Below are 21,777 nucleotides of genomic sequence, written 5' to 3'. Positions count from 1 at the left end.
CGCACCACACTCGAATCGAGTGCGCGTCGGGGATTGCGGTGGGGTAACATCTGCGACTCGGCCTCCAGTAGTCAAATTTGAGGAATGCGTTGTCGTTGCCGCACGGACCCGATGATTCGGCCCGCGAACCCGCCCGGAACCTCTCCCGCCACTCCGCAGTCTTCCTCCCCGCCGATCCGCCCCGCGCCGGACGGATCGCCTTCTGGTCCCCGGGCGGCGAGCCGCTGCCGGACCTTCCCGGCGCCTCGCTGCCGGACTCCCCCGACGCGTCCGTGGCCGTCTCCGAGCTGACGGTCGTGGACGGCGACACCCTCCGGCCCGTGACCGTCCCCGCCCGCGCCCTCTCCGTACGGGAGGCCCTGCCGCTGCTCGTGCGCGCCCGGTTCTCGGACGCGGCATCGCCCGCGGCCGCCTTCTGGGGCGCCGCCGCGCTGCTCGCCCTGGACCTCGTGGCGCGCGGTCTGCTCCTGCCCGGTCTCACGCCCGGCGACCACGACGCGTGGCGGGCCGGGCCGCTCGGCCCCGAGGAGCTGGGGCGGCTCCGTACGCTCGCCGCCTCGATGCCGCCCACGGCCCATGCCGTACCCCTCGCCGCGGCCTCTCCCGTCTCCACGGATTCCCCTGATGCCCCGGACGCCTCTGGTGAATCGCCGCTGCTGCCCGAACCGGAGGCGCTGCTCCGGGCCTTCGTCGACGCCGTCGCGGACACCCTGCCGCGCACTCCGGCGGCTCCGCAGGCGGCCGGTGGGCCCGCCTTCGCGGCCACGGAGCCGCAGGCGGTTCCCGAACAGCGGGCGTGGGCGGCCGACGTGGCCGCCGTGCACGACGCGGGCGTCCGGCTCTCGCTCCGCCTCGAACTGCCCGGCTTCACCGCCGAGTCGCGGGAGGCGCCCGACTTCCGGGCGGTGCTCCAGCTGCACGGCGTCGCCGATCCGACGCTGGTCGCGGACGCGGCCGAGGTGTGGTCGGGCTCCGGACCGGTCGGGGCGGCGTTCGGCCCCCGCGCCCGTATGGACGCCCTGCTCGCCCTCCGGCGCGCCGCCCGCGCCTGGCCCCCGCTCTCCCCGCTCCTGTCGGCAGCCGTGCCCGACACGGTCGAACTGGCCGACGAGGAGGTCACGGAACTCCTGGGCCCGGCGGCCGACGCCCTCGCGGCGCTCGGCGTCCAGGTCCACTGGCCGCGCGAACTCACCGACCGCCTGACGGCCCGGGCGGTGATCGGCCTGCCGGACGGAAGCTCGACGCACACCCCGGGCGCCCCGGGCACCCCGAACACCGACACCGATCACGACGCGGAGTCTTCCTCCCTGACCTCCGCCCTCCCCTCCCTCCTCTCCGCCGGTTCCCTCCTCGCCTTCAACTGGCGTTTCGCCGTCGGGGACCACGAGCTGTCCCGTACCGAGCTCGACCGGCTCGCCGAGACCGGGCGCCCTCTCGTGCGGCTGCGCGACCGGTGGGTCCTCGTGGATCCGGCCGAGGTGCGCCGCGCCAGGACCCACCAGGACCGCGAGGTCACGCCGGTGGACGCGCTCTCGGCCGTGCTCACCGGGACGACCGAGATCGACGGGCGGACCGTCGAGGTGGCGGCGACCGGCCCGCTGGAGCGGCTGCGGGAACGGCTCGCGCACCCCGAGGGCGACCAGCCCGAGGTGGCCCAGCCCGCCGCGCTCGCCGCGACCCTGCGCGACTACCAGCTGCGCGGACTCGACTGGCTGCACCGGATGACCTCGCTCGGTCTCGGCGGCTGCCTCGCCGACGACATGGGACTGGGCAAGACGATCACGGTCATCGCCCTGCATCTGCACCGGCAGACCGATCCGGCTTCGGCGGGCCCCACCCTCGTCGTCTGCCCGACCTCGCTCATGGGCAACTGGCAGCGGGAGATCGAGAAGTTCGCGCCCGGCACGCCGGTGCGCCGCTTCCACGGCGCCGCCCGCGACCTGGAGGAGCTTCCCGACGGCGGCTTCGTCCTGACCACGTACGGCACCATGCGGCTCGACGCCGAGCGGCTCGCCGCGCGGAACTGGGGGCTCGTCGTCGCGGACGAGGCGCAGCACGTCAAGAACCCGTACTCGGCGACGGCCCGCCGGCTGCGGACCATCGGGGCACGCGCACGCGTGGCGCTGTCCGGCACGCCGGTGGAGAACAACCTCTCCGAACTGTGGGCGATCCTCGACTGGACCACCCCGGGGCTGCTCGGCGGTCTGGGCGCCTTCCGCACCCGGTTCGCCGCCGCCGTCGAGGGCGGTCGCGACCCGGCCGCCGCCGCACGACTGTCCGCGCTCGTCCGGCCGTTCCTGCTGCGCCGCCGCAAGTCGGACCCCGGCATCGCGCCCGAGCTCCCGCCGAAGACGGAGACCGACCGGACCGTCTCGCTGACGCCCGAACAGGCCGGTCTGTACGAGGCGGTGGTGCGGGAGACCCTTGCGGCGATCTCCGAGGCCGACGGCATGGCGCGCCGCGGTCTCGTCGTGAAGCTCCTGACGGGGCTCAAGCAGATCTGCAACCACCCCGCCCAGTACCTCAAGGAGGAGCGGCCGGCGACCGCGGGGCGGTCGGGCAAGCTGGAGCTGCTCGACGAGCTCCTCGACACGATCGTCGCCGAGGGCGCGTGCACCCTGGTCTTCACCCAGTACGTGGGGATGGCCCGCATCCTGGAGGCACACCTCTCGGCGCGGGGCGTGCGGACGCAGTTCCTGCACGGCGGCACGCCGGTCGCGGAGCGGGAGGCGATGGTCGCCCGCTTCCAGAACGGCGAGGTCCCGGTCTTCCTGCTCTCCTTGAAGGCCGCGGGGACGGGGCTCAACCTCACCCGCGCCGAGCACGTCGTGCACTACGACCGCTGGTGGAACCCGGCGGTCGAGGCGCAGGCCACCGACCGCGCGTACCGGATCGGGCAGGACCGGCCGGTGCAGGTCCACCGGCTGATCGCGGAGGGCACGATCGAGGACCGGATCGCCGCGATGCTCGACCGCAAGCGGGAGCTGGCGGACTCCGTGCTCGGCACCGGCGGGGACATGCCGCCGGAGCTGACCGAACTGACCGATGCCGAACTGGCGGAGCTGGTGCGACTGCGAGGGGACGGACGATGAGCGGGTACGGACACGGGGACGAGCAGCGGACGTTCGCGGCGCTGCCGCCGGCTCCGGGCAGCACGGGCTTCACCCGGACCTGGTGGGGCCGGGAGTGGCTCAAGGCCCTGGAGGACACCGCGCTCGACGGTCAGCAGCTCAAGGCGGGGCGCCGCCACGCGCGCGCGGGGGCGGTGGGCGCCGTGTCGGTGCGGCCCGGCCGGATCACCGCGGTGGTCAAGGACCGGGACGGCACGGCGCACCGGAGCGACGTGCTGGTGCGGGAGTTCTCCGAGGAGGAGTGGGAGCGGCTGCTCGGCCTCGCGGTGGACAGCGCGGGCCACATCGCGGCGCTCCTCGACCGGGAGATGCCGCCGCACCTGGTGGAGGACGCGGCGGCGGCCGGGCTCGATCTGCTGCCGGGCATCGGCGACCTGGATCCGGAGTGCGGCTGCGAGGCCTGGGACCACTGTCCGCACACGGCGGCGCTCTGCTACCAGGTGGCGCGGCTCCTGGACGAGGACCCCTTCGTACTGCTCCTGATGCGCGGGCGCGGCGAGCGCACCCTGCTGGACCAGCTGCAGGAGCGCAGTGCCGCGCGTGCCGTCGCTCCTCCGGCGGGTGACGGGGACGGCGACGCGGACGGTGCCGGTGCTTCCGGGTCCGTCGGCGGGATGCCGAGCGTGTCGGCCGAGGAGGCGTACGCGTCGGCGTTCCTGCTGCCGCCGCTGCCCGCTCCCCCGGTCGCTCCCGCCGCGCCGGGCCGGGCACCGTCCCTGGACACGGACACCGAACCGGAGCCGGGGGCGGATCCGGCGGCCCTCGAATTCCTCGCGGCGGACGCGGCGGACCGCGCGCACCGACTGCTCGTCGAGGCGCTGGGCTCGGCCGGGGACGTGCCGGAGCTCGTGGAGGCGGGGCTGACGGGCGCTCAGGACGCGGTACGGCTCGCCGCGGGCTCCCCCGCTCCGTGGATCGCGGCGCGGCTCGCCGCCGGTTCGGGCAGGTCGCGGGCGGACATGGACCTCGCCACGCGCGCGTGGCGGTTCGGGGGCGCCGCCGCCCTCGCCGTACTGGAGGAGGAGTGGACGCCGGACGCCGAGGCGCTGGCCCGTGCCGGGGCGCGGCTCGCGGAGGCCTGGGAGGACGACGAGCGGCCGGTCCTGCGGCGTTCGGGCGGCGCGCGGTGGACGGCCGTGGGCGCGGAGGCGCAGCTGCGGCTCGGCGAGGACGGCCGCTGGTGGCCGTATCTGAAGGCCGGTGGGCGCTGGGCTCCGGCGGGTCCGGCGGACCGGGATCCGGCGGCGGCCCTGGCAACGGCCTTCGCGGCGGGTGCCGTCTGAGCGGGCGGTGCGACCCGGACCGCGAGAACGTCACCCGAGCTGAGCAGGTCAGCGCTATCCGAGCCGGTGGCTGATCCTGCCGCCGGTGGAGGAAGGGGCTGCCAGGCTGCAGGCGACGGTGTCCGAGCCGAGGAGGTGGCTCGTGCGGTACGGGTACTGGACGAAGGTCGTCCAGTGGGTGCCGAGCGGCTGTCGGGCGGCCTTGCGGCGCAGCGGCTCGCGGCAGAGCTCTGCGGCCGCCTCGCGCACCGCCCGGTCCGTGGCGTAGCGGCCGACCAGCCGGGGCCGGGCGACGAGTTCGGCGGAGTGCGGCGTGTCGCAGGGGCGCCGGACGGCGGTGCCCGGCGCGCCGCGGTCGATGTCGAAGCAGTCGCCCACGCGCAGCGCCTCGAAGGAGACGGGCCGCTCGGGGCGCCGTTCGCCCCTCGGTCCGCCGGAGGAGGCCGGGGCGGTCCTGGCGGGGGCGGTGTCCCTGGTCCTGGACGGCGCCGGTGACGTGCTCGTGCGCGGGGACCGGGCGTCGGGTTCCGTACGCGTCGGCGTGCCGCCCCGCGCGGCCCCGGCCGCCGGGGTGCCGCCCCGTGTCGTGCCGGGCGTCGGCGTGTCGGATGTCCCGGCGCCGGGCGTGCCGGTCGCACCGGGCGCGTCGGGCGAGCGGCCGCCGGTCGCGGGAGGAGCGGTGTCCGCGCCGGTGTCCTCGGTGGCGACGGGGGCCGGCGCACCCGCCGGGTTCCCGTCGTGCTCCCCGCCGCCCCGGACGGTCAGGAAGGCGGTCGCCACCAGGGCGGCCGTGAGCAGCGGGACGAGCGGCGTACCGAGCCGGCGGGCGCGCCGCGCCGCCGGTACCGGCCGGGACGCGGCGAGCCGTCCGGAGCGGCGGCGTTCGCGGTCGGCCGGGCCTCGTCCGTACGGCGTCGTGACGATTCCCGAACGCGCGCCCTGCCGTCCCTCCGTCATGGTCGTCCTACAGACCCAGCTGGCGCTCGGCGCCCTCGACCGTCTGGGCGAGGAGCACGGCGATGGTCATGGGGCCGACACCACCGGGGACGGGGGTGATCAGGGAGGCGCGCTCGGCGGCCGACGCGAAGTCGACGTCACCGATGTTGCCGGGGTTGTAGCCGGCGTCGACGACGACGGCGCCGGGCTTGATGTCCTCGCCCTTGATGAAGTTCGGCTTGCCGACGGCGGCGACGAGGACGTCGGCCTCGCGGACGACCGAGGAGAGGTCCCGGGTGCGGGAGTGGCAGTAGGTGACGGTGGCGTCGCGGCCGAGGAGGAGCAGGCCGGCCGGCTTGCCGAGGATGGCGCTGCGGCCCACCACGACGGCCCGCTTGCCGCCCAGTTCGACGTCGTACGCGTCGAGGAGGCGCATGATGCCGCCGGGCGTGCAGGAGACGAAGCCGGGGAGGCCGAAGCCCATGGCGGCGAAGGAGGCCGTGGTGACGCCGTCGACGTCCTTCTCCGGGGCGATGGCCTCGAAGGCGGCGCGCTCGTCGATGTGGGGGCCGACCGGGTGCTGGAGGAGGATGCCGTGGACCTCGGGGTCCAGGGAGAGCGCGGTGATCTCGGCGACGAGCTCCTCGGTCGTCGTGCTGGCGGGCAGCTCGACGTGACGGGAGCGGATCCCGACCTTCGCGCAGCGGTTCCGCTTCATCTTCACGTACGTCACGGAGGCCGGGTCCTCGCCGACCAGGACGGTCGCGAGACAGGGGGTGACGCCGGTGCGGCGGGTGACCTCGGCGGCGCGGGCGGCGGTCTCCTCGACCGTGCGGCGGGCGAGGGCCGTACCGTCCATGAGGGCGGCGGTGCTGGTGGACATGGCAACTCCTGGGCGTCGTCTCTGACCGGTGGTTCGCCCAGGCGCACGGCATTCGGCACGGTCGCGCCGGTGGGCGCGCCCCGCCGGGCCGCTCCCCGGTGGTGATCCACCTCAAGCGCCAGTCACGGCCCGGGCCCCACTCTACGTGAGGGGCCGGGGGCGAGTCTCGGACAGGTCGGGACCGGGCTCCGGCGGGCGGCGGGCGCCCGTCCGGGGCGAATCGTCGCTGACCACTTCCGGACGCCGCCGCGCCGGTTGTCGAACCGGTTCCCGGTTGTGTGGATCCGGAATCGATCCCCTTGTTATTCCTGGCAGTTAGTGATCAATTCAAGTACTCTTCGATCGCGCCGGGGGGCGTTGGGGGCACCCGGGCCCAATGCCCTGGGGGTGCACGTGTTCCATGCCGCAGTGCTCGATCTTCCGTTTCCGCCGCACAGCCATCCGGACCGGGAGCCCGCCGCCCTCCTCCACCGGGAGTGGCTGCGCCGCCACGAGGGGCTCGCCGGATCGGTCGACCGGGCGGTGTACGACCGGTGGGACGTGCCCCGGCTCGCGGCCTTCACCAGTCCCGACTGCGCCACCGGTGATCTCGCCCTCGCCGCGGACCTGCTCGGCTTCTACTTCCTCTTCGACGACGGGTTCGACACCGGTCTCGGCCGGGCCCCCGCGCGGGTGGCGGAGGTCTGCACCCGGTTGACGGCCCTCCTGCACGGGGGCGGTCCCGCGCCCGGCGCCCGCACCCCCGTCGAGCGGGCCTTCGCCGACCTCTGGGAGCGCAGTGCGCGCGGCATGTCCGCCCGGTGGCGGGCCCGGAGCGCCTACAACTGGGAGTGGTACTTCGCCTGCCACCCCGCCGAGGCCGCCGGACGTCTCTCCGGGCGGCTCCCGGACCGGGAGGACTATCTGGCGCTCCGCCGGGGAACGGCCGCCATGGAGACGCTCTTCGACATGGTCGAGCGGCTCAACCGGTTCGAGGTGCCGCAGGAGGTGCTGCACCATCCGACCTTCCGTCTGATGCGTCAACTGGCCGCCGACATACCGTCGTTCACCAACGACGTGCACTCGTACGCGCAGGAGCTCGCCCGGGGCGACGTCGCCAACATGGTGATGATCGTCCGCGCGGAGCGCGGCGGCAGCCCGGAGGAGGCGGCCGCCGAGGTGATGCGCGAGGCCCAGGCGATGGTCGACCGCTTCGTGGAGCTGTCCGGCCGGGTCCCCGGGATCTGCGACCTCCTCGGGCTCTCCCCGGCCGGGCGCGAGGCCGCCCGCCGGTACGTCGACGGCCTCGCGTCCTGGATCGCCGGCTACCACCGCTGGGAGGTCGACACCGGCCGCTACGGCGACTGAGCGGCCCGCACGCGTGCGCGTGCGGGCCGCTCAGTCGGGTCTCACGGGTCAGACGTCGCGCCACTTCGCCTGGCCGAAGGAGAACACGCCGAAAAGGACGAGTCCGAGGGCCACGAGGACCAACAGCCACGGTCCCGCGGGGGTCTGCGCGAACGAACGGATCGCGTCGTCCATGCCCTTGGCCTCGTCCGGGTCGAACTGGATGGCCGCCTTCAGGCCGAAGAAGCCGATCGCGGCGAAGACGAGCCCGCGCCCGACGCCGCCGACGATGCCGGTCACGTCCATGAAGCGCTGCTGCTTCTTGGACATCGCGGCCCACGTCAGGTGCTTGCGGTACTTCCGCATCACGGCACGGCCGGCCATCCACAGGCCCGCGCCCAGGAAGCCCACGGCCGCCGCGCCGACCAGCCACTGCCCGGCCGGCAGGTCCAGGAGACGGCCGGTGATGTCGTGGCTCTGCCGGTCGGTCGAGCCGGCGCCGCTGTTCCGGTTCCCCGTCGCGAAGGACAGGACGAAGAAGGCCGAGACGGCGTAGAAGACGAACCGGGCGGCGGACACGGCCCGCTTGGCCGGCTTGTCGCCCTTCGGGCCGGCGCTGCCGAACAGGGCCTCCGAGAGCCGCCACAGCGCCATGCCGACGAGTCCGATGCCGAGGGCCCAGAGGATCACGGCTCCGAACGGCGTCTCGGCGACCTGCGCGAGGGCGCCGCCCTTGTCGGCCTGCTCGCCCGTTCCGGTCAGTCCGATGCGTACGGCCAGGATCCCGATGAGCAGGTACAGGACTCCCCGTGCGACGAAGCCCGCCCGCGCACCCGCTCGTACCACGTCCCCACGGGCCGCTCTTCTCGCGACGGCCGTGGTCGACCCCCCTGCGCTCATGCCCATTCACCCCTTCTCTGATCGGAATGACCGGGTGCCCCGTCTTCTCCGTTCGAACCCCCGCGGCGCGTTCGAACGCCGACCGGTGTGCGGTGCGCGGGCCACCGTTTGCGGCCCTCCGGTGCCCGTCGGAGACTGGGCGGGGTCGGGGGACGAGCCGGAGAGGGCCTGGGCCGATGGGCGCATACGCTGACCTTCCTGGGGTCAGGACCTGGTACGAGACCGAGGGCGAGGGCGACCCGCTGGTCCTGCTGCACGGCGGCTTCTGCACCAACGAGACGTGGGGCGCCCAGCGCCCCGACCTCGCCGACGCGTACCGCCTCTTCCTGCCCGAGCGGCGCGCCCACGGGCACACCCCCGACGTAGCCGGGCCGCTGTCGTACCGGGACATGGCGGACGACACGGTGGCCTTCCTGGAACGGGTGGTCGGCGGCCCGGCGCATCTGGTCGGCTGGAGCGACGGGGGCGTCGTCGCGCTGCTCGTCGCCGCCGCCCGGCCCGACCTGGTCCGCCGGGTCGTGGCGATCGGGGCGAACTTCCGGCCCGGCACCGAGTGCTTCGTCGAACCGGCGATGCTCGACGGGATGACGCCCGACAGCCCGGACATGGAGTTCTTCCGCGAGATGTACGCGGCCGTCACGCCGGACGGCGCGGACCACTGGCCGGTGGTGGCGGCCAAGGTCGTCGACATGTGGCGGACCCAGCCGACGCTCACCCCCGGGGACCTGGGGCGGGTACGGGCGCCCACCCTGGTCGTGACCGGCGACGACGACCTGATGACGCTCGAACACACCGCCGCCCTCTACCGCGCGCTCCCGGACGCCCGGCTGGCCGTGGTGCCCGGCGCCTCCCACCTGGTGCCGCTGGAGCAGCCGGAGCGGATCAACCGGATGGTCCTCGACCATCTGGCGCGGGAAACCGCCGTCGAGACGATGATGCCGGTCCTGCGTGCGGCGCCCGGCGCTCCTGCCGGCGCTTCCGGCTGATCGCGGGCGGAGCCGCGCGGGGCGGGCTACGCTCGTGGTCATGGCTGGTGACGGTGAGTACGAGCGCGACCGGAACTACATCACGACGCGGATCACGGCCGACGGCCGGGACGGGTATCCCGTGGAGCCGGGGCGCTACCGGCTCGTCATCGCCCGCGCGTGCCCCTGGGCGAACCGGGCGGCGATCGTGCGGCGCCTCATGGGGCTGGAGGGCGTCCTGTCGATGGGCATCGCCGGGCCCGTGCACGACGAGCGCAGCTGGTCCTTCCACCTGGACCCGGACGGCAGGGACCCGGTCCTCGGCATCGAACGGCTCCAGGAGGCGTTCTTCCGAAGGGACCCCGAGTACGCGCGCGGGATCACCGTGCCGGCGATCGTCGACGTCCCCACCGGCGCGGTGGTGACCAACGACTTCGCGCAGATCACGCTCGACCTGGGCAGCCAGTGGACGGCCCATCAGCGGGCCGGCGCGCCGGAGCTCTATCCGGAGAAGTGGCGCGACGAGATCGACGACGTGGCGGAGAAGGTGTACCGGGACGTCAACAACGGTGTCTACAAGTGTGGTTTCGCGAGCGGGCAGGAAGCGTACGACAAGGCGTACCGGAGGTTGTGGGACCGGCTGGACTGGCTGGAGGAGCGGCTTGGAAACCGGCGCTATCTGGTCGGGGACACCCTTACGGAAGCCGATGTCCGTCTCTTCACGACCCTCGTGCGGTTCGACGCCGTCTACCACGGCCACTTCAAGTGCAACCGGCGGAAGCTGACCGAACTCCCCGCGCTGTGGGGCTACGCGCGGGACCTGTTCCAGACGCCCGGTTTCGGCGACACCATCGACTTCGAGCAGATCAAGACGCACTACTACGTCGTCCACCGCGACATCAATCCGACCGGGATCGTCCCCCTGGGCCCGGACACCCGGAACTGGCTCTCGGCGCACGGGCGGGAGGAGCTGGGCGGGCGGCCGTTCGGCGATGGCACTCCGCCCGGGCCGCCTCCGCCGTCCGAGCGGGTGCCGCTCCTCGGCCCGAGCTGAGCCGGACCCGCGCCCGGCCCCGTACACGCGTCGGCCCCCGCCCTGTCATGGGCGGGGGCCGACGTGCGGGACGCTCAGGTCACCGGTTCGGGACCGGGGCCCGGCGGGGGCAGCGGGCCGGGCTGCGGGAAGGGGTCCGGGGGCGGCGTCGGCGCCGGCGGGTCCGGCTCGGGCTGGGGCGGCGCGGGCGGAACGGGGTCCGGGCCGCCGGGTCCGGGGACGGGCCCCGGCAGCGGCCCAGGACCGGGAGCGGGGCCGGGCCCGGGCGGGGGCGTGGGGCTCGGAGGGACGGGATCGTTCGGGGGCGTGCTCATGAACCCTCCTGACGGTTCGACGCGGTCTCGCTGTCGACCCGCGCCTACCCGCGTCCGGAGCGATCACTCACCCTGCGGGCCCGACCGCGCTCCTGCGGTCACCCGCTCTCCGAGTCCGGCCGCGTTCCCGCGGTCACCCGCCCTCCGAGTCCGGTCGTGCTTTCGTGGTCACTCGGCCTCCGGGCTCGGCCGTGCCTTCACGATCACTCTCCCCGGAGTCGGGTCGTGTTCCTCCGCCGCGTCCGCTCGGGTGCCACTCGGTGAGCAGGATGGTGGCGTCGTCGCGCAGTTTGTGGCCCTGGTGCTGCCGCAGTCCCTGGACCAGGCGCCGGAGCGCCTCGGGGGCGGGGGCGCCGGCCGCCGTGGCGCGGATGACGGTGTCGGCCAGCCGCTCCTCGCCGTAGAAGTCGCCTCCGGGCGAGCGCGCCTCGGTGACGCCGTCGCTGTAGAGGAGGATCCGGTCGCCGGGCTGGAGGCGCGCGGTGTGCTCGGTGGGCGGCGTGTCCCTGAGGAAGCCCCAGCCGAGCGGCAGATCGGGTTCCCGGTCGAGGACGTGCGGGAGGACCCTTCCGTGGCGGATCAGCAGGGGCGGCGGGTGTCCGCAGTTGATCCAGGTCAGCCGTCCGTCGGAGGTGTCCAGATGGGCGACGACGGCGGTCATGAGGCGGTCGGTGAACCAGGTGTCCAGGATCTGGTCGATCGAGGTGACGATGTCGGTCAGCGAACCGCCGGACCGGCGGGCCGCCCGGCAGGCGGCGAGCCCGGCCGCGCTGGCTCCGCCGGAGGCGAGGTCGTGGCCCATGGAGTCGATGACGGTCAGGTGCAGGCCGCCGTCGTCCAGGGTGTGGTCGAAGGTGTCGCCGCCGATGTCGTAGGCCGGTTCGAGGACCGCCGAGGAGGTGACCTCCGACGTGCCGATGGTCCGCGGCGGCAGGAAGGCCCACAGGAGTTCGGCCTGCACCGTCATCGCCCGCGCGCGTTCCGTCTCGACCAGCAGGTCGCTGTGGGAGGACTTCGACACCACGAGCAGGGCGGCGACCCCGGCGAGCGCCTCGACGCGTCCGAGCAGGGCGTCGTCCAGGGCGGACGCCGCCACCATCAGGACGCCGATGCGTTCGACCCCGTCGATCATCGGCAGCCAGGCGGTGGCCCCGTCCCTGGACCGCTGCGCCTGTTGCGTGCGGTAGGCGAGGCCCGCCAGCGAGGTGTCGACGTCGAGTGTCGGCCGGTCGACGGCGTCCGGCTGGGGCAGCGGGATCAGCCGGATCTGCTGGAGGTCGGTGACATACATGGCCGTCGCCCGGAGCCCCATGCGGCGGCCCGCGTCCTGGACGAGACCCGCGAGTTCCCGTACGGACCGCAGGTGGGAGCTGGCCAGCAGATCGCCCAGGGCGTCCTCGTACGTCGACACACGACCTCCGCGGCTCTTCCCCGGCGTGGAGCGGCCCATCCTCCCCGGTGCCCCCGGGGTGGCTCCCAGGCTACGCAGGCCCTCCGGTGATCGCACTCCTCACGCGCGCGTGCGTACGGACGCGTTCCCTCGGTCCCGGTCCGCCGAGGGGAGCTTCTCGCCGGGCCGGGACGGGGGACGGCGCGCACCCTGGGAAAAGGAAAACTCCAGGCGGATGGGATGCCGACCTGTGGGAAAGAGGACGCCATGGCTGAGGACGAGATACCCGACAATGACCGGCGGACCAGAAGACGCGAGACGCCCGAGGAACGGGCGGACCGGCGCTGGACCGAACTCATCCAGGAGATCAGGGTCGCCCAGACCGGCGTACAGATCCTCCTGGGCTTCCTGCTCACCGTGGTGTTCACGCCACATTTCCAGGGACTGGAGCAGACCGACAAGACGATCTACATCGTCACCGTCGTGCTCGGCTCGCTGGCCACCGGCGCCCTCATCGGCCCCGTGGCCTTCCACCGCATCGTGTCGGGGCGCCGCATCAAGCCCCAGGCGGTCGTCTGGGCTTCCCGGCTGACGTTCCTCGGCCTCATCCTGCTCCTCGCGACGCTGATCTCGGCGCTCTTCCTGATCCTGCGCGTGGCCACGCACGACGGCTACGTTCCGTGGCTGGTGTCCGGGGTCTTCGCCTGGTACCTGGTCTGCTGGTTCCTCCTTCCGCTGTGGGCGCGGTTCCGCTACACGAACGGGGACGACAACGGGGACGACGCGTCGTCCGACCGGTGAGACGGTGTCCGGGCGGGGTGGCGAGCCGGTTTCCCCCGTCCGGACCGGAGGAGGGCCGCGATCGGGTGGTTGGGCGGGCCGGTGCGTCAGGGAGCGGAGGGCACGGGTCAGGAATAGGCGCATGAGTACCTCTCTGCGACATCGACTGCGCGGCCCGGCCGTCGCCTGCCTCGCCGCGTCCTGCGCCCTTCTGCTCGCCGCCTGCGGCTCCGAGCAGAAGGAGACCACCACCACGTCCGCCCGCATCGCGCCGGCCCAGACCGAGGGCACCGCCTCCCCGTCGGGCTCCCCTTCCGCTTCCCCTTCCGCCTCCCCGTCGGGGTCCGCGTCGCCGCGGCTCACCGACGACCAGGCCGAACGCCAGCGGCTCGTCCCGGCCACGAAGGTCACCTGGGACAAGGCCACGCAGGCCGCCGTGGCCGCCGTCCCCCAGAGCAAGCTGGTCGAGACCGAGCTCACCTGGGCGCCGCCGAACGCCACCGCGAGCGGCAGCGCCACCGCAACCGCCACCGCCTCCGCTTCCCCCTCCGTCAGTGCCGACGCGTCCGCCAGCGCGAGCCCGTCGGCGGGCGCGGGCGGGCGTACGCCCGCGTGGCACACGAGCGTCGCCACGTCGGACGGCACCCTCCACGACGTCTGGGTCGACGGCGTCAGCGGCAAGGTCATCAGCGACAAGCCGGACGCGGACCAGGACGCCGAGGACAAGCAGGAACTGGCCGACCGGCTGAAGCGGGCCACCGTGACGCCGGAGCAGGCGGTCCAGACGGCCACCCAGGACAACAAGGGCACCGTGACGGCCGTGGAACTGGACGACGACGCCTGGTCGGTGGACGTGGTCGACACCGGCAACTGGGACAAGACGACGTACGAGGTCTCCACGACCGAGCGCCGAGTCCTCCGTCAGGAAGTCGACCGCGACTGACCGTTCGTCCCGGCCCGTTTCCTTCCGTCCTTCTCCTTCCGCCCGTTCCGGCCCGTCCGGCCGGAACGGGCACCACCTCCGGTCTCCGGTCACCGGTCACCGGTCACCGGTCACCGAGGGAAAACCTCCTCCGATTTCCAGCTTTCCGGCATGTCATGCGCCGTCCGGCGAATTGCCTTCGATCGTGTACAAAACCCGGCTTCTGTACACCGATGGCACCTCGGCACCCCGATAGTGGATCAACAGCCGGGCACGTGTCCCGGCGTCATCCTCATCCTCACCGAAAGCCGGGTGCATCCCCATGCCCACCACCGAGGCCACCGACCGTGTGCAGCTCGTGTTCTCCCTCTTCGACGCCGACGGGAACGGATTCCTGGAGCCGGCCGACTTCGAACTGATGGGGAACCGGACCGTCGCGGCGCTGCCGGCGGCCGACGAGAAGGCCGGGACGAGGCTGCTCCGCGCCTTCCGCCGGTACGGGGACACGCTCCTGTCCGAGCTGGACGCCGACGGCGACGGGCGGATCAGCCCCGAGGAGTTCACCGCCGTCGTGCTCGACCCGCAGCGGTTCGACGCCGCCGTCGACGAGTTCGCCGAGGCGCTGTCCGCGATGGGCGACGTGCACGGCGACGGCTTCGTCGCCCGCCCCGACTTCCTCGCCCTGATGACCGCCATCGGCTTCGACCGCCCCAACATCGAGGCGCTGTTCGAGGCCTTCGGCCCGGTGGACGGCGACCGCGTCCCGGTGGCCACCTGGGCGGACGGGATCCGCGACTACTACCGCCCCGAGAAGGCCGGCATCGCCGGTGACCACCTCGTCCCCGGCGCCTCCCGATGACCGGGGAGGTCGGGCAAGGGGCCGCGGGAGCCTCGCCGTCAGGCCGCGTCCGGCCCGCGATCGGCCTGGCCGTGGGCCACGGCACGGGCCCGGAACTGGCGGACGTCTTCGAGCGCGTACTGAACGCCTTCGCCTCCGGCCGCCCGGACGGCGCGTGCGGCCCGGGCGCGGGCGGCCCGGGCGTGGACGTGATCCGCTCGCCGCGCCTGTACCACTCCTACGTCTCGCTCCGCCGGGGCCACGACGTCGCCGCCACGCAGCGGCTGACCGCCGAGGACGCCGAGCACTACGAGGCGTGGTGCCGGGAGTTGGCCGGGCGCGGCACCACGGCGGTCTTCCGCACCGCGATCAACGCCCAGTCGCTGTACCTCGTCCGGCGCCGCCTGCGCGCCGTGAAGGTCGACCTGCTGACGGCCGACGGACGGTCGCTGCTGCTGGTCCGGGACCAAGCCCAGGGCTTCTACACCGGCGAGAACACGCACACCCCGGGCGAGGTCACCCGCACCCTGACCTTCAGTCACGAGATCACCGGCGCGGTCGTCGAGCACGCCCTGGAGCGGGCTCGGCGCACCTGGCCGGACAGGCGGATCGGCCGGATCGTCATGGCGTACAAGTTCCATCTGCTCGACGGCGCGTTCGACGCGTGGGTGGCCGACCTGTCCGAGCGGCTCGGGGTGCGGATCGAGGTGTTCCAGCCGGACACGGTCAATCGCAACCTGCTCGCCCACGGGCTGCCCGACCGCACCCTGCTGATCGCCGGGAACGAGTGGGCCGACATCATGCACGTCATGCTCCTCGACCGGTACGGCTCCGACCGGCAGGAGAACCGCTGCACGGAGAACGTCTGTCTCGACCCGGCGCTGCGGGGCCTGGTGGAGTACCAGACCGTGCACGGGTCGGCCGACGACCTGGCGGGCCGGGACCTGGTGAACCCGGTGGCCACGGTCCGGGCCGCCGCGCTCGTCGCCGAGCACCACGCCGGGTGTCCCGGTGTCGTGGCGGCCACGGAGGCCGCCCTCGCGGTCCTCGACGAGCGGGGCGTGCGCACCCCCGACCTCGGCGGCCGGCACTCCACGAGCGACGTGGTCGACGCGCTGATCGACACGCTCGACGTGCCCGGGGCGGGCAGTGTCCCCCGGGACGCGGTCCTGGTGGGCGGCCCGTGACCGGGTCGGCGCGCACGGCCCTGGTCGTGGTGGACCTGCAGAACGACTTCTGCGCGAGTCCCCTGGCCAGGGCCCGGTTCCGCGGCGATCCCGCGATCCTGGACGCCGTCGTCTCCTCGGCCGCCGGAGCGGTCGAGGAGGCCCGGGGCCGGGGCGTGGAGGTGGTGTTCGTCCGGTTCGCCGGCGACCCCTCCCACCAGGGGGCGAGCTGGCGGCTGCGGGACCGGGCCCGGGGCAGGCCGCCGAAGTGTCTGGAGGGCACCTGGGGCGCGGAGTTCCACCGCGTCCTGCCCGCCGCCGGAGAGGCCGTCTTCACCAAGCGGGCCTGCTTCGACGCCTTCCTCGCGGCGGGCTTCGAGGAGCACCTGCGCGTCCGGGGCATCGAACACCTGGTGTTCGCGGGCCTGTTCGCGGACGTGTGCGTGGACTCCACGGCCCGCACCGCGTTCCAGAAGGGCTTCCACGTCACCGTACTGGCGGACTGCACCACGTCCCTGCACCTGCCGTACGAGGAGGTTCTTTCGTTCATGCGCGTCCTCTACGGCGCCCGTACCCCCGCATCGGACGACCCGTCCGCGTGGGCCGTTCCCGAGGCGGAGCCTCGGCCTCAGGAAGAGGAGGAGACGTGCGCACCGCAGCCTGTCCGCCTCCGGGGGTGACGGCGGGGGTGGGCCGCACCGCCCTCCTGGTGGCCGCCGCCCGTGCCGTGGAGACCCATCGTCCCGACGCCCTCGCCCGCGATCCGTTCGCCGCCGCCTTCGTCCGGGCGGCGCCGGACGCCACCGACTGGCCGCTCCATCCCGACGAGGTCCCCGGCGGTGCCTCGGACCCGCTGTGGGGCAGGCTCGGCCGGTACTTCGGGCTGAGGACCCGCGTCCTGGACGATCACCTGCTGGCGTCCGCCCGGTCGGGTGTGCGCCAGGTGGTGCTCCTCGGTGCGGGGCTCGACTCCCGGGCCTTCCGGCTCGACTGGCCCGCCGGGACCGTCGTCCACGAGATCGACTCGGCCGACGTGCTGGGTTTCAAGCAGTCGGTGCTCGACGGCATCGGGGCCGAGCCGGTCGCCGAACGCCGCCCGTGCGCCGCCGACCTCCGGGGCGACTGGACGGAAGCGTTGCTCGGTTCCGGAGCCGGTGGCGGTTCCGGAGCCGGATTCGACCCGTCCGTCCCGACCGCCTGGCTCGCCGAGGGCCTGTTGCTCTATCTCCCCGCCGAGGCCGAGCGGCGGCTGATGGACGACGTGGACCGGCTCAGCGCCGCCGGCAGCACGCTGGCGTACGAGGTCAAGGAGGTGACTGCCGAGTCGGGGCGGGTGCGGAGCGGCCCCGTCTACACGACGACGCGCGAGCGGATCGGCATCGACCTGCCGGGCCTCTTCGCCGCGGGGCCGCGTCCCGACTCGGCCGGGTCCCTCGCCGCCCGTGGCTGGCAGGTGGCCGTGCACCGCCCGTACGACTTCACCGCGCTCCACGGCCGGGGCCCGCTTCCGGAACCGGACGATGCCCTGGAGGCCAACCGCTGGATCTTCGCCACGGCCGATCGTCCCGCCCCGGGGCGGGGACGTCCCTCACGGGATTGAAGGGACCGAGCCGCACCCCGGAGGGCCCGTACTGTTGGTGTGATCATCACCAGGACGAGGATTCACGGGGGCACGCGTGACCATCCACCGACCGGGGCTTCCGGAGGACCTTCCGCCGGGCGAGGCGCTGTGGGGCCGGTGGGCGCTGCTCGCGGCCATCGGCGCGACCACCGCGGAGGAGCGGCGCGCGAGCGGCTACCGCACCGGTCTCTGGGTCGACGCCGAGGGGCTCCACCACGACGACTCCGGCTGCACCTGGTGGACCATGTCCCGGAGGGGCGAGGGCCGCTTCGTGCTCTACGGCGAGGACGAGTCGAGCGGGGTGAAGTGGCACAGGACGCCGATCGACATGCTCGCGGGCGGGCCGGACTGGCTCCCGTACGACGAACTGCGCGACCTGATCGAGGGGGACGAGCTGGGTTGTGTCTACTGGTACGAGGACGGGGTCTGGGCCCGCGCGCCGTACCCCGAGGGCCTTGGGGACGACGGTCTGGACTGCGGCATGAGCGGATTCGTCGACCGGGCGCAGGTGCTGGGAGAGCTGTCGGACCACCTCGACGGCACGGACGGCGACGGGACGGGCGCGGCGGGTTTCCTGGCGGACGCCGAGGCGCACCGGCTGCGGCCGGAGCTTCTGCTCGCACGCTTGCGGCCCGCCCGTCACGACGACGCGCCGCTCGATCTGCCCGCCGTGGCCAGGGCCCTCGACCTGGCGGGCCTCACCGTCGCCCCCTGACGGCACGGGCCGGAGCCGTGGCGCTCAGTCCGCCCGGGGCAGCAGGGGGCCGAGCGGGCCGAGGTCGAGGTTGAGGTCCTGGAGCGTGTAGCCGTGCTCGGCGCAGAGGTCGGACAGGGCGTCGTGCAGGGCCATCAGGGTGGCGCCCAGCTCCTCCTCCTGGTCGTCGGTGAGGTCGCCCGCGTCGACGCGCCGCAGGGCCTGTCGCTCGATGAGCTGGCGCAGGAGTTCCACGACGGTGAGGACGAGTTTGAGCAGGTCCTCCTCGACCGATTCGTGGTCGGTCCGGAGGCGGCGCGCGGGGCGCGGAGGGCCGTCGGCCGGGGTGGGCGGGGCCTGGAGGAGGCGGAAGGCGTCGTTCAGGGCGGTGCCCGCCCGGTCCAGGGGCGCGGACGCCTCCGGAGATCGGAATGTCTCCAGCGACCGGGGCGCCTCCGGAGACCGGGACGTCTTCCGGGGCCGCTCGGGAGGGGGGCTCCGTTCCTCCGGTGCCGGGATCGCCTCGTCGCTCACGCCTCCTCCCGATGCACCGGTGCCAGGGGGTCCGCCGCCGAGTCGACGGACACGATCAGGGCGCGGAGGGAAACGCGGACGAGGTCGATGTCCGCGATCGACAGGACGATGTCGCCGGAGAGCACCACTCCCCCGCTGAGCAGCCTGTCGAGCAGGTCGACCAGGGCGACCTGCCGGCCGGGCAGCGACTCGGTGGGCCGGGAGACGGTCACGGCGCACGCCCCTGCCCTGTCCCTCCGGTCTCCCCGGCCTCTCCGGTCTCCCCGATGGCTTCGGGCGCGGGCGGCGGTGACGGCGTGGCGAAGGAGTAGGGGGCCCACGGGCCGGTCACCTCGACGCGTACGCCGTCGAGGCCCTCCACCGCGGCGGTGAGCGCCGTACGGAACTCCTCGGCGCGGTCGTACGGGACGAGGTAGGCGTCGTTGAGGACGTTCTCCTCCGGGCCCGCCAGAGCCCCGCGCTGGGCGGGGTGGCGCACGCGGTGCGTGCTGAACCGGGAGGCCAGGGCCTCGACGCGGTCGGCGGCCTCCTGGGCGTGCCGGTAGCGGACCTCCTGGGCGCTGTGCTGGGCCCGGCGGCTTCGCAGATAGGCCTTGCCGGGGGTGAGGGAGCTGTCGGCGGCGCTGCCTTCGCGGGGATCAGGGGGGCCGGTGGGGCTGAGGTAGAGCTTGACGCCGAACTCGCTCCGGTCGCGGAGGAGAGCGATCCGTTCGGCGAAGACCCGGCGCTGGGCGGCGAGGGCGCGGCGGGCACGGTCGTCGTTCTGGTAGACGGTCGCCAGGCGCAGCGGGAGGACGGTGTCGTGACGGGCGACGGTCTGGACGACCTCGTGGTGGGCGCGGGCGACGCCCTCCAGCCACTCCAGGTCCTCGAAGCGGGCCTTCAGCGTCCGCTCGTCGAACTCGTCCGGCGCGACCCGGCTGACGACGAACGCGACGGGATCGGATGCGGAGGCGGGTCCGGCACCGGGCTCGCCCAGGAGGGACACGGGAGCGCCCGACACCCCTCGGAGATCCTTGAGGGACGCGCGCACCTCCCGCGTGTCCGGAGCCGCGGCGTACACGTAGGTGAGGTCTCCGGGGCCGTTCATCTGCTGCGCTTCCGTGGTGTCCTCGCTCCCGTCCCACGGCGGGGAGCCGCTTCCTCGTCCGGCTCCTCCACGTCCTCGACGACCTCCCCGGTCACGGGTCTTTCGCGCCTCAGCGCCTCCAGTTCCGCGCGCAGCCTGCGGTTCTCCTCCGCCAGCGGGCCGCCGGTGTGCTTGGAGGAGAGCGAGGGGTCGTGCTCCCACCAATCGATGCCCATCTCCTTCGCCTTGTCCACGGAGGCGACCAGGATCCGCAGTTTGATCGTCAGCAGTTCGATGTCGAGCAGGTTGATGCGGATGTCCCCGGCGATGACGATGCCCTTGTCGAGCACCCGCTCCAGGATGTCCGCGAGGTTGGCGGAGGAACTCGGACCGTACGGCGACGGCGCCGCCCGGGAGGGGACGGATCCGAACCGGTCGGGCAGGGGGTCAGACACGGCGGCCTCGATTCCGGGTCACGGCAGCCCCCTCCGGTAGGCGTCGATCTCGTCCAGCCGGTCGAGCAACCCGTCCTCGTACCGGTCGAAGGTCTCCTGGTCGATCTCCCCCCGTACGAGCCGGCCCTCCAGCTCCCTGAGCTCCCGCCAGACGGGGGCCGGGTCGTAGTACTCCTCCTCGGCCTCCTCCACGACCCTCCGGGCGATCCAGACGGCGCCGCGCACCGGGGCGACGGGAAGCGTGAGCAGCTGCGTCAGCAATCCCATCCTCCACGTCTCCTTCCTTGTCCGTCCCCGTCTCCGTTTTCCGCTACTGGACGAAGCTGTACGGAGGCAGGGGGCCGCTCAGGCGGAACTCCACTCCGTCCCCGAGCTGCCGGACGAGACCCGCCTGCGCCGAGAGGAACTCCTCCTTCCGGTCGTCGGAGATCAGCAGCGAGAGGTTGAGGAAGTCGTCGCCGGACGCCGGCCGGACGTTGTGCTCCCTGGCGTACGGGACGAGCGCGTCGGCCAGTCCGGCCGCGAGCGCGTCCTGCCGTTCCTGCACCTGCGCGGCGACCATCCGGCCGAGGGTCAGCGGGAGCTGGGGGTCCGGGTCCCCGGCGCGGATCCGTTCGTTGAGCTCCCGGGTCTCGGGGGTCTCCCGCAGGATCTGCCGCAGGAGCTCCTCCTCGTTCTGGGAGGCCCTCACGTGGTACTCGGCGCAGCCGTCGAGCCGTTCCAGGTTGGCGAGGTAGCCGTCCGCGTCCTCGCGGAGCGCTTGCTCGACCGTCGCCTCGTCGGCGGCGGTGTAACCGAACTGGAGGGGCAGGACGGGGCCGCCCTCCATGAGGCGTTCCTGCACCTCCTGGTGGATCAGCAGGTCGCGCCGCTTGGGCCGGATCTCCTCGGAGACGTCGCTGACCACGGCGTACAGCGGTCCGGACGCGAGGGCGCGCACGGGGGACGGCTCGGCTCCGACGCCGGTCATGTCCTCGACGGCGAGGGGGTGGTCCTTCCCCGTGATCGCGTAGACGTAGAGGGCCATCGGTCACTCCTTCTCCCGGCGCGCCGCACGTCGGGCGGGAGGCCGCCGGCGTCGGGGTGCGGGCTCCTCCTCCGCTTCCTCCTCCTCGTCCGGCTTGTCGTCGTCGCGGGACTTCCCGGTCAGGGACTCGGTGACGGCGTCGACCGCCCCGCTGAGGGCTCCCTTGGACTTGCCGTGGGCCCCGCCCTCCATCATTCCGCCGACGACCTCGGGGAGCTGCGCCGGAGCCTTGCGGCCGGATTCGAGGTCGAGCCGGTTGCAGGCCTCGGCGAAGCGCAGGTAGGTGTCCACGCTGGCCACCACGATCCGGGCGTCGATCTTGAGGATCTCGATCCCCACCAGCGAGACGCGGACGAAGACGTCGATCACGAGGCCCCGGTCCAGGATGAGCTCCAGGACGTCGTAGAGGGTGCCCGAGGAGCCTCCGCCCCCGCCCTTGCCGACGGCGCTGCCGCCGCCCTGCGGCACCATCGTCATGGTGCCTCCCTT

At 73.6% G+C, this 21,777-nt stretch carries 23 protein-coding genes and 1 riboswitch; of the genes, 12 read left to right on the top strand and 11 right to left on the bottom strand.

Going from position 1 to position 21,777, the window contains the following annotated elements; translation table 11 throughout:
* The first annotated feature begins 95 nt into the window (after positions 1 to 95).
* Positions 96 to 3,092: an SNF2-related protein gene (locus ACIQD7_RS25300; RefSeq protein ID WP_402444459.1), complete on the top strand. Its 2,997-nt coding sequence runs from the start codon at positions 96 to 98 to the stop codon at positions 3,090 to 3,092.
* Positions 3,089 to 4,414, top strand: coding sequence for an SWF or SNF family helicase (locus tag ACIQD7_RS25295; protein ID WP_402444457.1), 1,326 nt, complete (start codon positions 3,089 to 3,091; stop codon positions 4,412 to 4,414). The genes ACIQD7_RS25300 and ACIQD7_RS25295 overlap by 4 nt, the downstream gene beginning before the upstream one ends.
* A gap of 54 nt (positions 4,415 to 4,468) precedes the next feature.
* Here the strand turns inward: ACIQD7_RS25295 and ACIQD7_RS25290 are convergent, their stop codons facing one another.
* Both ACIQD7_RS25290 and ACIQD7_RS25285 read right to left on the bottom strand, forming a co-directional pair.
* Entirely contained in the window at positions 4,469 to 5,371 is a 903-nt protein-coding gene (locus tag ACIQD7_RS25290; RefSeq protein WP_402444455.1) for a hypothetical protein, read from the bottom strand.
* A 7-nt stretch (positions 5,372 to 5,378) separates the two neighbouring features.
* Positions 5,379 to 6,233: a bifunctional 5,10-methylenetetrahydrofolate dehydrogenase/5,10-methenyltetrahydrofolate cyclohydrolase gene (locus ACIQD7_RS25285; RefSeq protein ID WP_402444453.1), complete on the bottom strand. Its 855-nt coding sequence runs from the start codon at positions 6,231 to 6,233 to the stop codon at positions 5,379 to 5,381.
* Positions 6,234 to 6,261: 28 nt separating this feature from the next.
* Positions 6,262 to 6,369: riboswitch (ZMP/ZTP riboswitch) on the bottom strand.
* A 272-nt stretch (positions 6,370 to 6,641) separates the two neighbouring features.
* On the opposite strand from ACIQD7_RS25285, the gene ACIQD7_RS25280 reads away from it, so the two are divergent.
* Entirely contained in the window at positions 6,642 to 7,580 is a 939-nt protein-coding gene (locus ACIQD7_RS25280) for a terpene cyclase (protein ID WP_402444451.1), read from the top strand.
* A 48-nt stretch (positions 7,581 to 7,628) separates the two neighbouring features.
* Here the strand turns inward: ACIQD7_RS25280 and ACIQD7_RS25275 are convergent, their stop codons facing one another.
* Complete coding sequence (locus ACIQD7_RS25275) at positions 7,629 to 8,459, bottom strand: DUF1206 domain-containing protein (RefSeq protein ID WP_402444449.1); 831 nt, start codon at positions 8,457 to 8,459, stop codon at positions 7,629 to 7,631.
* Positions 8,460 to 8,635: 176 nt separating this feature from the next.
* Here ACIQD7_RS25275 and ACIQD7_RS25270 point away from each other — a divergent pair, with 176 nt between their 5' ends.
* Both ACIQD7_RS25270 and ACIQD7_RS25265 read left to right on the top strand, forming a co-directional pair.
* On the top strand, positions 8,636 to 9,445 hold the full coding sequence (locus ACIQD7_RS25270; RefSeq protein WP_402444447.1) for an alpha/beta fold hydrolase: 810 nt from the start codon (positions 8,636 to 8,638) through the stop codon (positions 9,443 to 9,445).
* Positions 9,446 to 9,485: 40 nt separating this feature from the next.
* A complete protein-coding gene (locus tag ACIQD7_RS25265; RefSeq protein WP_402444445.1) occupies positions 9,486 to 10,478 on the top strand; it encodes a glutathione S-transferase family protein in 993 nt (330 codons plus the stop codon).
* A 447-nt stretch (positions 10,479 to 10,925) separates the two neighbouring features.
* Here the strand turns inward: ACIQD7_RS25265 and ACIQD7_RS25260 are convergent, their stop codons facing one another.
* Positions 10,926 to 12,203 (bottom strand): PP2C family protein-serine/threonine phosphatase, encoded by a 1,278-nt coding sequence (locus tag ACIQD7_RS25260; protein WP_402444443.1) that lies wholly within the window; start codon positions 12,201 to 12,203, stop codon positions 10,926 to 10,928.
* Positions 12,204 to 12,449: 246 nt separating this feature from the next.
* On the opposite strand from ACIQD7_RS25260, the gene ACIQD7_RS25255 reads away from it, so the two are divergent.
* The 7 genes from ACIQD7_RS25255 to ACIQD7_RS25225 all read left to right on the top strand — a co-directional run bounded on the left by ACIQD7_RS25255 (position 12,450) and on the right by ACIQD7_RS25225 (position 18,224).
* Complete coding sequence (locus ACIQD7_RS25255) at positions 12,450 to 12,983, top strand: DUF6328 family protein (RefSeq protein ID WP_402444441.1); 534 nt, start codon at positions 12,450 to 12,452, stop codon at positions 12,981 to 12,983.
* Positions 12,984 to 13,104: 121 nt separating this feature from the next.
* Entirely contained in the window at positions 13,105 to 13,905 is an 801-nt protein-coding gene (locus tag ACIQD7_RS25250) for a PepSY domain-containing protein (RefSeq protein WP_402444439.1), read from the top strand.
* Positions 13,906 to 14,206: 301 nt separating this feature from the next.
* A complete protein-coding gene (locus tag ACIQD7_RS25245) occupies positions 14,207 to 14,743 on the top strand; it encodes an EF-hand domain-containing protein (protein WP_402444437.1) in 537 nt (178 codons plus the stop codon).
* Positions 14,740 to 15,909, top strand: coding sequence for an isocitrate/isopropylmalate family dehydrogenase (locus ACIQD7_RS25240; protein WP_402444435.1), 1,170 nt, complete (start codon positions 14,740 to 14,742; stop codon positions 15,907 to 15,909). Before ACIQD7_RS25245 ends, ACIQD7_RS25240 begins: the two co-directional genes overlap by 4 nt.
* Positions 15,906 to 16,568, top strand: a complete 663-nt coding sequence (locus ACIQD7_RS25235) for a cysteine hydrolase family protein (protein WP_402444434.1) — start codon at positions 15,906 to 15,908, stop codon at positions 16,566 to 16,568. The genes ACIQD7_RS25240 and ACIQD7_RS25235 overlap by 4 nt, the downstream gene beginning before the upstream one ends.
* The gene (locus ACIQD7_RS25230; protein WP_402444432.1) at positions 16,535 to 17,488 is read left to right on the top strand and encodes an SAM-dependent methyltransferase; all 954 of its coding nucleotides are present in this window, start codon (positions 16,535 to 16,537) and stop codon (positions 17,486 to 17,488) included. Before ACIQD7_RS25235 ends, ACIQD7_RS25230 begins: the two co-directional genes overlap by 34 nt.
* 76 nt (positions 17,489 to 17,564) lie before the next feature.
* The gene (locus ACIQD7_RS25225) at positions 17,565 to 18,224 is read left to right on the top strand and encodes a hypothetical protein (protein WP_402444430.1); all 660 of its coding nucleotides are present in this window, start codon (positions 17,565 to 17,567) and stop codon (positions 18,222 to 18,224) included.
* Between the two features lie 24 nt (positions 18,225 to 18,248).
* On the opposite strand, the gene ACIQD7_RS25220 is transcribed toward ACIQD7_RS25225, so the two are convergent.
* The 7 genes from ACIQD7_RS25220 to ACIQD7_RS25190 all read right to left on the bottom strand — a co-directional run bounded on the left by ACIQD7_RS25220 (position 18,249) and on the right by ACIQD7_RS25190 (position 21,765).
* Positions 18,249 to 18,608 carry a gas vesicle protein K gene (locus ACIQD7_RS25220; protein WP_402444596.1) on the bottom strand — a complete coding sequence of 120 codons (360 nt, stop codon included), beginning with the start codon at positions 18,606 to 18,608 and terminating at the stop codon, positions 18,249 to 18,251.
* A 125-nt stretch (positions 18,609 to 18,733) separates the two neighbouring features.
* Positions 18,734 to 18,949 carry a gas vesicle protein gene (locus ACIQD7_RS25215; protein ID WP_402444428.1) on the bottom strand — a complete coding sequence of 72 codons (216 nt, stop codon included), beginning with the start codon at positions 18,947 to 18,949 and terminating at the stop codon, positions 18,734 to 18,736.
* Entirely contained in the window at positions 18,946 to 19,827 is an 882-nt protein-coding gene (locus ACIQD7_RS25210; protein WP_402444426.1) for a GvpL/GvpF family gas vesicle protein, read from the bottom strand. The genes ACIQD7_RS25215 and ACIQD7_RS25210 overlap by 4 nt, the downstream gene beginning before the upstream one ends.
* On the bottom strand, positions 19,824 to 20,261 hold the full coding sequence (locus tag ACIQD7_RS25205) for a gas vesicle protein (protein WP_402444425.1): 438 nt from the start codon (positions 20,259 to 20,261) through the stop codon (positions 19,824 to 19,826). The genes ACIQD7_RS25210 and ACIQD7_RS25205 overlap by 4 nt, the downstream gene beginning before the upstream one ends.
* Before the next feature lie 18 nt (positions 20,262 to 20,279).
* A complete protein-coding gene (locus tag ACIQD7_RS25200; protein WP_121830905.1) occupies positions 20,280 to 20,528 on the bottom strand; it encodes a gas vesicle protein GvpG in 249 nt (82 codons plus the stop codon).
* Positions 20,529 to 20,571: 43 nt separating this feature from the next.
* A complete protein-coding gene (locus ACIQD7_RS25195; protein ID WP_402444422.1) occupies positions 20,572 to 21,288 on the bottom strand; it encodes a GvpL/GvpF family gas vesicle protein in 717 nt (238 codons plus the stop codon).
* 3 nt (positions 21,289 to 21,291) lie between these two features.
* On the bottom strand, positions 21,292 to 21,765 hold the full coding sequence (locus ACIQD7_RS25190; RefSeq protein ID WP_402444419.1) for a gas vesicle structural protein GvpA: 474 nt from the start codon (positions 21,763 to 21,765) through the stop codon (positions 21,292 to 21,294).
* Between the last annotated feature and the right edge of the window lie 12 nt (positions 21,766 to 21,777).

Source organism: Streptomyces sp. NPDC093071, from assembly GCF_044754545.1.
GTDB lineage: Bacteria > Actinomycetota > Actinomycetes > Streptomycetales > Streptomycetaceae > Streptomyces.
This window is presented reverse-complemented; position numbering and strand designations above follow the sequence as displayed.